Origin of the sequence: Novacetimonas cocois (assembly GCF_003311635.1) — a bacterium.
GTDB classification, from domain to species: Bacteria; Pseudomonadota; Alphaproteobacteria; order Acetobacterales; family Acetobacteraceae; genus Novacetimonas; species Novacetimonas cocois.
On record NZ_QEXL01000008.1, the window covers coordinates 107,989 to 120,574 of the forward strand.

10 protein-coding genes are annotated in these 12,586 nt (G+C 60.2%); 8 read left to right on the plus strand and 2 right to left on the minus strand.

Annotation, left to right across the window (positions count from 1 at the left end; all coding sequences use genetic code 11):
- Positions 1 to 224: 224 nt before the first annotated feature.
- Both NJLHNGOC_RS07535 and NJLHNGOC_RS07540 read left to right on the plus strand, forming a co-directional pair.
- Complete coding sequence (locus NJLHNGOC_RS07535; protein ID WP_239021399.1) at positions 225 to 1,511, plus strand: outer membrane beta-barrel protein; 1,287 nt, start codon at positions 225 to 227, stop codon at positions 1,509 to 1,511.
- A gap of 68 nt (positions 1,512 to 1,579) precedes the next feature.
- Entirely contained in the window at positions 1,580 to 2,170 is a 591-nt protein-coding gene (locus NJLHNGOC_RS07540) for a polysaccharide biosynthesis/export family protein (RefSeq protein ID WP_110530461.1), read from the plus strand.
- A gap of 14 nt (positions 2,171 to 2,184) precedes the next feature.
- Here the strand turns inward: NJLHNGOC_RS07540 and NJLHNGOC_RS15905 are convergent, their stop codons facing one another.
- Positions 2,185 to 2,355: a hypothetical protein gene (locus NJLHNGOC_RS15905; protein ID WP_165837869.1), complete on the minus strand. Its 171-nt coding sequence runs from the start codon at positions 2,353 to 2,355 to the stop codon at positions 2,185 to 2,187.
- A gap of 170 nt (positions 2,356 to 2,525) precedes the next feature.
- Here NJLHNGOC_RS15905 and NJLHNGOC_RS07545 point away from each other — a divergent pair, with 170 nt between their 5' ends.
- The 5 genes from NJLHNGOC_RS07545 (at position 2,526) to NJLHNGOC_RS07565 (ending at position 8,990) form a co-directional block, all read left to right on the plus strand.
- Positions 2,526 to 3,722 carry a glycosyltransferase gene (locus NJLHNGOC_RS07545; protein WP_113595872.1) on the plus strand — a complete coding sequence of 399 codons (1,197 nt, stop codon included), beginning with the start codon at positions 2,526 to 2,528 and terminating at the stop codon, positions 3,720 to 3,722.
- Positions 3,723 to 3,763: 41 nt separating this feature from the next.
- Positions 3,764 to 5,242 carry a hypothetical protein gene (locus NJLHNGOC_RS07550; protein WP_113595828.1) on the plus strand — a complete coding sequence of 493 codons (1,479 nt, stop codon included), beginning with the start codon at positions 3,764 to 3,766 and terminating at the stop codon, positions 5,240 to 5,242.
- Complete coding sequence (locus NJLHNGOC_RS07555; protein ID WP_239021400.1) at positions 5,235 to 5,837, plus strand: phosphatase PAP2 family protein; 603 nt, start codon at positions 5,235 to 5,237, stop codon at positions 5,835 to 5,837. The genes NJLHNGOC_RS07550 and NJLHNGOC_RS07555 overlap by 8 nt, the downstream gene beginning before the upstream one ends.
- Before the next feature lie 343 nt (positions 5,838 to 6,180).
- A complete protein-coding gene (locus NJLHNGOC_RS07560) occupies positions 6,181 to 8,433 on the plus strand; it encodes a TonB-dependent receptor (protein ID WP_408890685.1) in 2,253 nt (750 codons plus the stop codon).
- Positions 8,434 to 8,600: 167 nt separating this feature from the next.
- Positions 8,601 to 8,990, plus strand: coding sequence for an acyl-CoA thioesterase (locus tag NJLHNGOC_RS07565; protein WP_113595829.1), 390 nt, complete (start codon positions 8,601 to 8,603; stop codon positions 8,988 to 8,990).
- 146 nt (positions 8,991 to 9,136) lie between these two features.
- Here the strand turns inward: NJLHNGOC_RS07565 and NJLHNGOC_RS07570 are convergent, their stop codons facing one another.
- Complete coding sequence (locus tag NJLHNGOC_RS07570; protein WP_113595830.1) at positions 9,137 to 11,173, minus strand: FUSC family protein; 2,037 nt, start codon at positions 11,171 to 11,173, stop codon at positions 9,137 to 9,139.
- 379 nt (positions 11,174 to 11,552) lie between these two features.
- On the opposite strand from NJLHNGOC_RS07570, the gene NJLHNGOC_RS07580 reads away from it, so the two are divergent.
- Positions 11,553 to 12,482: a 2-hydroxyacid dehydrogenase gene (locus NJLHNGOC_RS07580; protein WP_113595832.1), complete on the plus strand. Its 930-nt coding sequence runs from the start codon at positions 11,553 to 11,555 to the stop codon at positions 12,480 to 12,482.
- The last annotated feature ends 104 nt before the right edge of the window (positions 12,483 to 12,586 follow it).

Genomic DNA, 12,586 nt, shown 5'->3' on the forward strand with positions numbered 1-12,586 from the left:
CGTGACAACCGTTCTGTACAAAAAACATGCAGATAAAAATGACGCTGAACGAATTTAATCTTGGATAGGGGATTAAATCTGTATGGTTACAAGCCGTGATAAGTTGAGAATTAAAAATAATATTTTCGGGGCCATTCCCAGATGACTCTAGTCCTTCCCCTCCTTCCTGTCATGAATCTCCAATAGGGTATCTGGTGCGCAAAATAATGGTCATCAGGCTGGGCTTGACCGCTGCCGCCCCTTTTCTTTCGGTCGACAGCGCGCTTGCCCAGGTTATCGACAACTATTTCCCGGCCATCGGCAGTGGCGCGGGTGATCTGTCGGAAGAGCCCGCGCAGGTGCGCGCGATGGGGGCGTACGCCCCGCTGGGCAAGCGTTATGGACCCCTGCGCATCGATGCGGAAGGTAGCGAATCGGAAGGCTATGCCAACAACGTTGACCGTAACGTTGGCGGTCATTCCAGTGCGGTCATCTCCACGCAGGGGAACCTGTCGGCCGTGTCGCGATGGGGAAAGCGCGATCAGGTCCATGGCAGCATCAGCGTGGACGACATTCGCTATCCCTCCCGCAGCATCCAGAACCGCACGAACTGGACGGCGAATGTCGGCGGGGTCCATGATTTCGGACATGATACGATCGGCGTGTCGTACACCCACCTTGCGCTGGTCCAGATGCCCACGGACCTTGGCGCGCTGATCGTCAATCATCCCGTTCCCTATCAGGTGGATGACGGAAGGCTGAGCTATACCGCGACGACCCACGGGCGTTTCAGCTTTATTCCGCAGGTGGACGTGCAGCGGTATTATTTCGACAATTTCGCCCCGACACCTTCGCAGCCGAGCCAGAGTTACCGCGACCGCGTCCTGATTACCGAAGGGGTGACGGCGCAGTATGAAATGCGTCAGGACAGTCATATCCTGCTGGTGATGCAGGGCACCGAAATCCGTTACCAGACCCAGCTTACGGGCGCGCCATCGCGTGATTCCAACGGGGCGTCGGTCATGGCGGGTTATGATTTCGGCATGCGCGGCCCCCTGCGTTTCCGTGCGCTGGTGGGGTATCAGACGCGTCGTTACAGCGCGAACGGGTATGGGACGATCAATTCCCCGATGGCGGAGGCGGAGCTGAGCTGGTCGCCAACGCGCCTGACGACCGCGACCCTGAGTGTCCGTCACGGCATTGAGGACAGCGCCTTTGAAAATGTCGTGGGTTATACTTTTACCGGCGCGCGCATCGGGGTTACCCACACCTATCAGCGCAATATTGTTTTTTCTGCGTACGGACAGATACAGAAAGCGAACTATCCGTCCGCTCCGGCCTTTTTACAGAACACGGTCCTGTATCAGGAGCGCAACAACCAGACGTACTACGGCGTGGGCGCCGAGGTGGATTGGCTGATCAACCGCCATATGCGCCTGGCGGCCAATTATGATTTCAGCAGTCAGAATACGGTGGGCAGTGGACAGTTTCCCATTCACACATTTCTGGTCGGATTTCATCTCTCGCTTTAGGGAACGCGCGCATCGGGGTCGTCTGGTTCGCCTGCCTGGACAGATATTATGACAGGAGCATACCACGCATGCCGACTACCTGTTCAAGAACCCGCCGCGCCGCCATCTGGCTGCCGGCATTTACGGGCATGATGGGGGGCCTGCTTGCAGGCTGCGCGCCCGGCTGGGATCTGAAGCATGTTCCCCCCTATGACCCGGCTCAGTACCGTCTGGGCGTGGATGATGAAATCCGCGTCATGACGTATGAGCAGGATCAGTTCACTTCGGATTTTCGCGTTGACAGCAGTGGAAAGGTTGCTTTCCCCGTCGCAGGCAGCCTGCAGGCCGCCGGACTGACGACGGAGGAATTCAGCGCGGAAGTCTCAAAGGCCCTGCAATCGGCCCGCATGCTGCGCGAACCGAATGTCTCGGTCGAGGTCTCGGCCTATCGTCTCGTCTCTGTCCTGGGGGAGGTGGCAAAGCCGGGACAGTATCCATACCAGCCCGGGATGACATTGCTTACGGCCGTGGCGGCGGGCGGGGGATTTACCTATCGCGCGCTGGAAACCCGTGCCTATGTCGCGCGGCAGATGGGGGACCGTACGGTCGTCGGGTACCTGAAACCCTACGACTATGTGAAGCCGGGTGATGTCATAAAAATTTATGAACGGCACTTTTAAGGTTCCATCTGCGTTCATCTGAGCAGGAGGACGCCTGCGATGATGACGCCCCATCCCACGGCGCCGAGTATCAGGCCAAGGACGATCCCGCGCGCAGGGCGCAGGCGGTCCGGCGTGGCGGGACGCGTCATGGGAGAAGGGAAAGGGGAAATGCTCGATGTTTTCCTGCGCGATTTCAGGGGCAAGGGTCATCTCCTGCGCGGTAACGCATCCGTTCGCGTTCATGAATGGACGGATGTTGCCTTTGGTATTGATATCTCGGGATATGGATAACGCCCACGTCTTTCATCTGTAAAGCATGCAGCTTCCCGTGCGGCGCGAAACCGTGGCCGCCGGGAAGCGGGAGGGTCCGTTCATGAATGTTCTTCATCCGGTGCAGCCGGAACAAAAGACGATGCGCGTCGCCATCGTCCATGAATGGCTGGAACATTATGCCGGTTCCGAACGCGTGCTGGAACAGCTTCTGATCATGTATCCGCAGGCGGCGCTGTTTGCCATCGTCGATTTCATGCCGGGCGCGGAACGCGTCATGCTGGGCGGGCGTCGCGTTCAGACCACATTCATCCAGAACCTGCCCCTCGCGCGGAAGTATTTCCGCTACTACCTCGGCCTGATGCCCATTGCGATCGAACAGCTGGACCTGTCGGGCTTCGACCTTGTGATTTCGAGTAATCATGCGGTGGCGAAAGGTGTTATTACGGGGCCGGATCAGGTGCATGTCTGTTACGTACATTTACCGATGCGATATGCCTGGGACATGCAGGCCGCGTATCTGCGCCAGGGGCGTATGGAGGGCGGGGCGCGGGGGCTGTATGCGCGCTGGCTGCTGCATCGCCTGCGCAATTGGGACGTACGGTCCGCGGCCGGGGTGGATGCCTTTGTCGCGAATTCCAGCTATATCGCGCGCCGGATCATGAAGGTTTACCGCCGTGAGGCGACGGTTGTGTACCCCCCGGTCGATATCGCGCGTTTTGACGGACCGGAACAGCCGCGGGATGACGCATATGTCGTGATATCGCGCATGGTGCCCTACAAGCGCATCGACCTTGTGGTGGAGGCATTCCGCCGCATGCCGCAGCGCATCCTGCATGTCGCGGGCGACGGGCCGGAGCGTGAGCGGATCCGCAAGGTCGCGGGGGATGCGCCGAACATCGTCTTTCGTGGTCGCGTCAGTGATGCCGAAGTCCTGGCGATGATGCGCAGGGCCCGTGCCTTTGTCTTTGCCGGGGAGGAGGATTTCGGCATCGCGATGGTGGAGGCACAGGCCTGCGGCACGCCCCTGATCGTTTTCGGGCGCGGCGGGGCATGCGACATCGTGCGGGGCGAGGATGCGCCCGATGGTCCGACAGGCGTTCTTTTCGCGCAACAGGATGCCGACGCCATCATTGATGCGGTCGAACGGTTTGAGGGCATGCAGGACAGGATCACCCCGCAGGCCTGCCGGATCAATGCCCGGCGCTTTTCACGCGAAGCTTTCCGGCAGGCCATGTTCAGGGTGGTGGAACGCGCCATGCAGGACGTCCATGCGCGGGGGATGCAGGCGGCGGAATAGGGGCGAAAGGGGACTGATGGGAAAGGCAGAGGTTACGCGCGATGACCATTCCACTTGTCGGGATAATCCTGTTCCCACTCTGTCTCCTGTTATGGATGCGTCCGATCTGGATGCTTCATATCCTGCTGCTGGCGGGGGTCCTTCCGGCTTCCGCGGCGCTGATTCTGGGCGGGCTGGGGGTTCAGCCCGCCATGGTGCCCGCCATGGCGTTCATGAGCTTCGTGCTCCTGCAATGGATAATGGGGGTCCATTATCCCGGGGAACGGACGGTCATGGCGCTGTGCCTTCCGTTCATTCTGGTGGTGGGGTGGACGCTGCTGGCCTCCATCATCATGCCGCGCCTGTTCATGAATCAGGTCATGGTCTGGCCGCAGAAAAGCGATTCCGTGGGCGGCAGGGTCCTGCTGGCCCCCAATTTCGGCAATATCTCACAGGATATGTATCTTGTGATCAATGCCGTCTTCCTTGTGATCGCCGCGCGTTTCATGACCCGCACGGACGTGCGGCTGGACCGGCTGTATCGCACCTTCCTGCTGTCGGGATGGTGTGTCGTGGGCATCTGCATGTGGCAGTTCGCCCATCGGGTCGCCGGGGTCCCGTTTCCTGACACGTTCTTTTATTCCAACCCCGGCTGGGCGGTGCTCAATACCCAGACGGCCGGGCCCGTGCCGCGTATCAACGCCTCATTTTCCGAACCCGCCGCCTGCGCCGCGTTTTTGAGCGAAATCCTGTTTTCAAGTGTCTGGATCGTCCTGCAGGGATATTCGGTGGCATCTGCGAAATGGCTGGTTCCGGCCTCGGCCATGGCGCTGGTCTGCACGACCTCGACCACCGGGTTCATTACCGTGGCCGTGGAAATATGCCTGCTGCCGGTCGCGGCCCTGGCGACGGGGGCGATGAAGCTGCTGGGCAACATAAGCCGGCTGATCGCGGTGGGGATCGCCCTGCTGGGGTGTGGGGTGCTGGTGCTGGTGACCGTCGCGCCCCAGGTCGTGCCGGCAGCGCAGTTCGTGTTCCAGTCCACGGCCGAAAAGAAGGACAGCCAGTCCTATCAGGACCGTTCGCAGGTTGACCGTGATTCCATGTCGCTGGTGGCCGAAACCTATGGCCTCGGGGTGGGGTGGGGCAGCAACCGGGCATCCAGCCTGCTGCCGGGCCTGTTGTCGACCATCGGCCTTGTGGGGGTGATGGGGTTGATGGTTTTCGACTGGAAGCTGTTGCGCGCGGCGATGGGCGCGCGCAAACGCGTCCCCCCCGGACCCGAGCGGCTGGTGATCGAGGGGGTGATCCCCGCGCTGGTCGCCCGCCTGATCGCCGCCAGCCTTTCAAGTCCGACGGTAGGCTTCCTCGATTTTTATCTGCTGATCGCAATGCTGATCGCCGCGATCGCCCGCATCGACCTGCTCTGCATGGCGGCCCGCGCGTCACGGCCCGCGCAGCTTGCATTGCCGGACATGTATGCGCAGGTGGCGCGGGGACACGCCATGACGGAGACGGACAGACCGCAGATTCATGCGTGAAACAGGGTGCCGCTGGATGCAGTTCATTACCAATGCCGGGGATCAGGCAGTCATCATTCCCATCGAAGCAGGTGTCTTTCTTGTTTTCCTGTTATGCCGCTGCTGGCGCATGGCCATGGCATGGGCCGTCATGATCGGGGCCGGTTCTGGGCTGGTCCTGCTGCTCAAGCTTTATCTGGAGGCATGTGGTCCCGGCCGTCACCGCGTCCTGTACAGCCCCAGCGGCCATACCATGGCGGCAACGATGGTCTATGGCGGGCTGCTGTCCCTGACCCGTGTGCGACGGTCCGTGCTGATGGGCGGCGCGCTGGCCATCGCGGTGTGCGAGGGCTGGACCCGCGTCGCGCTGGGCTATCATACCGTGACGGAGACGATTGTCGGCGGGACGGTGGGACTTGTCATGGTGCTGGGATTTCGCATCTGGACGGAGGATTTCCAGAAAAAATTCAGTCCCGTCGTATCGGTTCTGGCGCTGCTGCTGCTTGTCGCGATTTTTGTTCGTGGGTGGCACCCGGATGTCGAAGGCCACATACAGACCATATCCCGGTTGTATTTTTCGAAATGGGAATGTAAAGGTCCGTCCCTGTCGAAATAGAGCAAATATTGTCATAACATTCCAGATGATGCTTTCCGATACATATGCCCTGTCGTCAAGGATATGGGGGCATATTGCGGCGCTTTACATCATCGTCATGGCCTTTATGGTTCCATGCGGAAATGACAGCAGGAGCAGGATGGTTATGTCCCGTGATGGATGCGACATGTGTGCAGGATATGCCGTTATCCACGCATGGGGTGCAGGGGGATCTGTCCATACCGGCATAAGGTGACGTCATGAAGCCGTACAAATGCTGGAATATGACAGAAATATCCGGATGCGACCTGTCTTGAAACGACCTGTCCCCGCGCTGCCTGTCCTGTCGCGTCGTCATGTCTGGCTGTTGGCATGGGGGCTGGCGATCCTGGCGGTCCCTGTGCATGTTCAGGCGGCCACCGGAAACCCGCATCATGGCCGCCCGCGTCACCAGCGTCCGGCCGCGCCCGCGCGCCCCAAAGTGGAGGCCATCACGGTCAGTGCGCAGCGACGTGATTTTTCCTATCCCGAGGCCCAGAATGTCCCTGACGCGGATACGCGACTGACGGCCGCCCGCCTGATCGAACGTGGCGTGGTCTCCCTGCGTGGGCTGGAGCGGGTGGCGCCGAACCTGACCATCCAGAGCATCAATGGAACGGCCTCGACCAATTTTTATCTGCGTGGCGTTGGTTTCAATGACTTCACGCAGAACAATATGCCGACGGTCCTGTCCTATTTCGATGATGTGCCGTTCGCCTTTTCCACCATGACGGATGGGATGATGTTCGACATGGCGGGTGCGGAGGTGACGCCCGGCCCAGTGGGAACGCGCCATGGGCAGTCGGATACAGGCGGGGAAGTGCGCCTGCGTACCAATGATCCGACCGATACGTGGCATTATGGCGCCCGGCAGGACATCGCGTCGTATGCCCGCAGCCGGAGCGAGGCCTACGTTTCCGGACCGCTTGCGAAGGGGCTGAGCTTCCGCCTCGCGGGGCAGACACAGCAGGGTGGCGGCTGGCAGCGCGATCCCCTCAATGGGGATCATCTGGGGGATGCCAACCTATGGGCCCTGCGTGGCAAGCTGAAATGGACGCCCGACAGCCATACGACCCTGATGATATCGGGTCATTTCACGCAGGACGACAACGAGGTCGTCAACGGCATCCCCGTCCACCAGCTTGTCGGCACCTCCGGCCTGCCGGTGGAAGGCTGGCAGCAGACCGAATGGTCCATGCGCGACGCGTTCGCACACCTGATCGGGCGCAAGACCGGCCTCAAACCCAGCGAGCATGATCAGTTCTGGGGCGCGGACGTTCATTTTTCCCATGATTTCGGGCTCGTGACCTTCTCGTCTATCAGCGCGTTCGAGACCGAGCGTGAGGGGGAATATACCGATCAGGACGGCACGGCCCTGGCGCAGGCCGATACCTATCGCACCATCGATGCGAACGCCTTTACACAGGAGGTGCGGCTTCAGTCATCGCATCCCCATGACAGGTTCCAGTGGACGGTGGGCGCCTTTTACCAGCGCAGTCGCATGCAGCAGCGTTTCTTTTTCGATTATACCGATTACGTGCCACAACGCGGTTACATGATGGCGACCCATTTCGGCATGGATCAGGAAAGCACGTCGGAATTCGGGAACATCAGCTATCGCTTTCCCCATGGCGTCACCCTGTGGGCAGGGTTGCTGCATGAAATCGATGATCGTTCCATCTCCGGCCTTCAGTCGGTCATTTTCGGTGGAAGCCAGCAGGATTTCCATGGGGAGAGCACGGCCGCCGCGCAGTACGCGGGACAGGCGGGCGTGTCATGGCAGGCAGCCCAGCATGCGCTGGTCTATTTCAAGATCAGCAAGGGGTTCAAGCCCGGTGGCTTTACCGCCAACAATACCCAGGTCCAGGCGCAGCTTGATCCCTTCAGGCCGGAAACCGTGCTGACCTATGAACTTGGCCTGAAAAGCGATCCGTTCCCGAACAGGCTGCGTCTCAATGCGGCGGCATTTTATAACGATTATCATAACCAGCAGATTGTCGGGACCGTTCTGATCCCCAATTATGGTCCTTTGAGTGAAATTACCAATGCCCCCAAATCCGAAAGCTGGGGATTTGAGGCGACGCTGGATATCCATCCGTTCGCGCATCTGTTCGTGACGCAGAATCTGGGCTGGCAGCGTGGTAATTTCCAGAACTTTCCCACCGTGAACCGTGCTGCGACCAATGCCTATTACGCGCAGCATGGCGTGTGGAAGGCCATAGATGACAATTTCGCCGGGGTTGATAATGGACAGCCCAAGCTGACGCTGAATGGCAATGCGGAATGGCGGCAGCCACTGGGACCGCATTATGGTCTGGATGTGGGGCCTGACTGGCTCTATCGCGACAGTCAGGCGATAACCCCCGGGGGAACTGGTTTCTATCGTCTTCCGCCGTATTTCCTGCTGGGCGCGCATATGACGTTTCATCCCGCGTCCAGCCACTGGTCCGCGACCGTTTACGCCACCAACCTGCTGAACCGGCGTTATGCCGAAAGCGGAGGGATGGCGACCACGACATATTTCTATATTCCCGGGGCGCCGCGATTTGTGGGGGGACGTATTTCGTGTGATTTTTGAGGTCGCGATCTGTCACAAAAATGTGCGGCCTGTTGGGACTGCGTGGCTGCATGACCTGAAAACAATCATGTATGATACGGACAATTCATAAAAAGACAGAATTCGGAATCTGCCCTTCCCATTACGAAAACAAGAAAAATGCACGCGTGGCGTGAAAGGGGAAACTCATGAATGAAAACACGGCCGCTCCGTCAGGTGATCTGGCCATCCGTGTCGTGGCCATGCCCGCTGATACCAACCCGGCGGGAGATATTTTTGGCGGGTGGTTGATATCACAGATGGATATCGCCGCCAGCACCACGGCGGCCCTGCGGGCACGGGGACGGTGTGCCACGGTCGCGATTGACCGGGTTGTATTCCATCGTCCCGTATCGGTTGGTGACGAGGTCAGTATTTATACAAGCATCATAAAGGTTGGCCGTACCTCCATGACCATCGCGGTCGAGGCATGGCGGCGGGTGCGTCATACAAGCGAAATCCAGAAAGTGACAGAAGGACATTTCGTTTTTGTCGCCCTTGATGCGAACGGACGTCCGCGTTCGGTGCTGGATTCCTGAAGGGATTGTCTGAAAACGACCCACTGGTAAAATTGACAAAAGTTTCCGGGTGCCGCCTTTTTTCAAACAGGCCGCGTTCTTTTGGCATTTTAAAAAAGCGTCGGCAGAAACTTCCCATGTAAACAGTGCATGGCGGGCATTTTACATCAGGTCGGAGCGTTTTCGGGGACGATGGCAGGATCGTTCAGCATCGCCGCCATTTCCTCAAGCGTTGGCGGAATGTCCGGGGATGTCGCGGCGATGTCCGACCATGCCATGCGCTGCCTGATCGTATCCCACCGTGATGATGGCGGCGGGCGCATATCGGACGGCGCGCAGGAACGTTCCATCCAGTTGACACTTGCTGCGCCCGCGATGTGACGCAGGGAAAGCAGGATCTGTCCCGTCATCTCCAGACGGGGGGACCTGCGCAGTCCTTCCAGCCTGCTTTGCTGATAACGGATTTCGGCCCGCGTGCTGGCGGTGCCGGCCATGCGCCGGGCCTGTTCGATCCTGTCATGATCCGTGATTGGAAAGGTTGCTGCCATTATGGCGTAACGGATATTGGCGATGAAGGCGTCGGCCACCTGTGTCGTGAGCGGAGGGGAACCGCGTTCCGGCCAGAGTAGCAGGCATCCCGCAAATCCGACCAGACTGCCGATGATATTGTCCAGCGAACGCGCCAGACCGACATCCCAGCCCATCGCGGGACTGACCAGATCCGTGACCAGCACGAACAACTGCGTCATGAACAGGACAAGCAGCGTGTAATTGACCGCCCTGAATGCGATGGTCGCCGCCGCAAGCGGGAAAATCGTCGCCAGTATCAGCCACACGGGAAATATGACGCCCATGATGGCGGCGGCCATTCCGCCGGCGATGCTGCCGATGACACGTTCGATCGTACGCGGCAGCGTGGCCGTCGCCTGTGGCTGCATGACCACGATTACAGCCATCATGGCCCAGTAGGCATAGGGAAGGGCGAATTCCAGCGTAATGCCATAGGCGATCAGGACGGACACCGACAGGCGGGCGGAATGGCGCAGGACCACCTGCCATCCATGCCATTTCGACGCGGAAGGCCGGGGACGGCTTTCCATGGGCAGGGGCGCGTGGCGTGGCGTGCCCCGGAGGGTCGCGATGAAATTCCCCAATGCCTCCGCGCAGATTAGCGCACCTGATCCGAAAAGGGTGCTTTCGCCCCCGGATGACGCACGAAGCCGTACAACCTGCTGTTCCAGCCTCCGGGTATCGGGAAGGGGCTGCATCATCATCCGGGCGGTGCGTTCCATCACGCTCCTGATGCGCCGGATGATCCGCCGCTGTTCCGGGGAGCGCGGGCGGGACAGGACCGCATGTTCAAAGGCGATGAGGACCACGAAAATCCGGTCGGCTGTTTCCAGCGCCGATAGCAAAAGGGCGCGCGTCTGGTCGCTGGCGGTATAGGGGGAGAGCGTTTCGATACGTCCCCGCGCCAGTTCGATGCGCATGCGGATTTCGCGTCGATAGGCGCCAGTGTCGCGCGGGACATTCTGCGTCCTGTCGGGAAAATCCGGACGTGGCATCATCAACTGACGTGCCATCCGTCCTTCCTCCCGGAAAATCGCGGCACATGCCTGACGCAGGGGGGCATCGGCATCGACCGGCCATGCGACAATGCATATAGCAAGCGCCCATCCCGACCCCAGCGCGAACAGCCCCGCGATTGCCAGCGCGCCATGTGGCGGCATGGGATAACATACCGCCACCACGGCAACGATGGCCGCCAGCGCCCCGACCTGCGTCGCGATGGCACCGCGCATCCGCCCGACACCACAGGCGAATACGATTGCCCCCAGACATGGCGCGGCCACCATGGGGCCGTATCCCGCGGCCATGGACATGATGGCGGCAACGACCGTGCCGATCAGGCCAAACGCCAGCAGCGTGCGCAGCCTGACACGCAGCGGTCCCCCCGGATCGACCAGGCATGTCCAGAATGCGGCAAAGGCGGACCATGCCATCAACGGCATGCCCAGCGCCATGGCAAGCGCCATCATGATCCCCACCGCCAGCGCGGCGCGCAATCCTTCGCGCAGGGCGATCTGTTCCGGCGCCAGGCTGATGGCCCGCGCGCCCAGCCAGTGCGTCAGGCTGCTCGGCATCAGACGCAGGAACGCAGCATGCAGACTGTCGTCCCTGCGTGGGCGAAATCCTGTCTTCATGGACTACCGGATGGATAAGGGTAAAAGATGCAGGCGGAAACTGGTCCTGTTCTTCATGTTTTCCAGTTCTTTTCCCATATGTCCAGTAATGAAGGGACGATGCCATCGGATCATGCCGGGGGCATGTCATGCGAAGGATGGATATATACGATTGTCCTGATCGTTTCATGGAAAAAACATCCACCTGTCGCATCGCGCGGGTGGGGGGGGAAATATCCCTGCTGCCGGGATGGCGTGCGTGGGTAAAAGCACGGCTGCAATGGGCCTGCGCAGGTAAATTCCGGTGGAAAGGATATGGCGTATTATTGATGCATCGATGGGCGCGGACCATGGCCGCCTGCTGTTATGTTCTTTTCCCCACCGAAGATGGAGAACGCCGATGAAACCAGATATCCTGTTGATGGAACGCATGATGCCCCGGATCGAAAAGGCACTGAACGATGCCTATACGGTGCATTACCTTCCCGATGTTCCCGCGCTTCCGGCCATCGCGCCACGTATCCGCGCCGTGGTCACCGGCGGCGGGACCGGCGTTCCCCCCGATATCATGTCGGCCCTGCCCCAGCTGGGGCTGATTGCCATCAACGGGATCGGCACGGATGCGGTTGATCTCAACGTGGCGCGTCAACGCAATATCCATGTCACCACCACCCCGGGTGTCCTGACCGACGACGTGGCGGATATGGCGATTGCGCTGCTGCTGGCGGTCAGCAGGGGGATCGTCAAGGGCGATCGGTACGTGCGCGACGGGAAATGGCCCCAGGGGGCATCAATCCCGCTGGGACATCGGGTGACGGGACGCGTCATGGGGATCGTGGGGATGGGGCATGTCGGCCGCGCGATCGCCCGCAGGGCGGAGGCCTTTGGCATGCGCGTTGCCTATAATGACGTGCGGGAAATGACGGATGTCGGGTTCACCTTCCACGCAGGTCTGGAGGACCTTGCCCGTTCGAGCGAGATTCTGGTGGTCGCGGCGGCAGGCGGCGCGGGATCGCGCGGGATCGTCAATGCCAAAGTGCTGGAGGCGCTGGGACCGGAGGGGACACTGATCAACGTGGCGCGCGGCAGCATCGTGGACGAGGACGCCCTGGTCACGGCCCTGCAGCAGGGACGGATAGGGGCCGCCGGGCTGGATGTCTTTGCCCATGAACCCGATGTTCCGCCTGCCTTGCTGGGGATGGACAATGTGGTGCTTCAGCCCCATCGCGCCAGCGCCACGGTCGAGACACGGCTGGCGATGGGGGAGATGGTGCTGAAAAATGTCGCGGCCTTCTACGCCGGGGAAAAGCTGCTGTCGCCGGTCGTATAAGGAAGCGCCTGAAATAAGATGACTGACAGGAAGTAATGAAATTTCTGGATGCCGCCTTTTTGAAAAAGGCGGCGTTCATGTAATTTTTGTGAAATATACTGAAG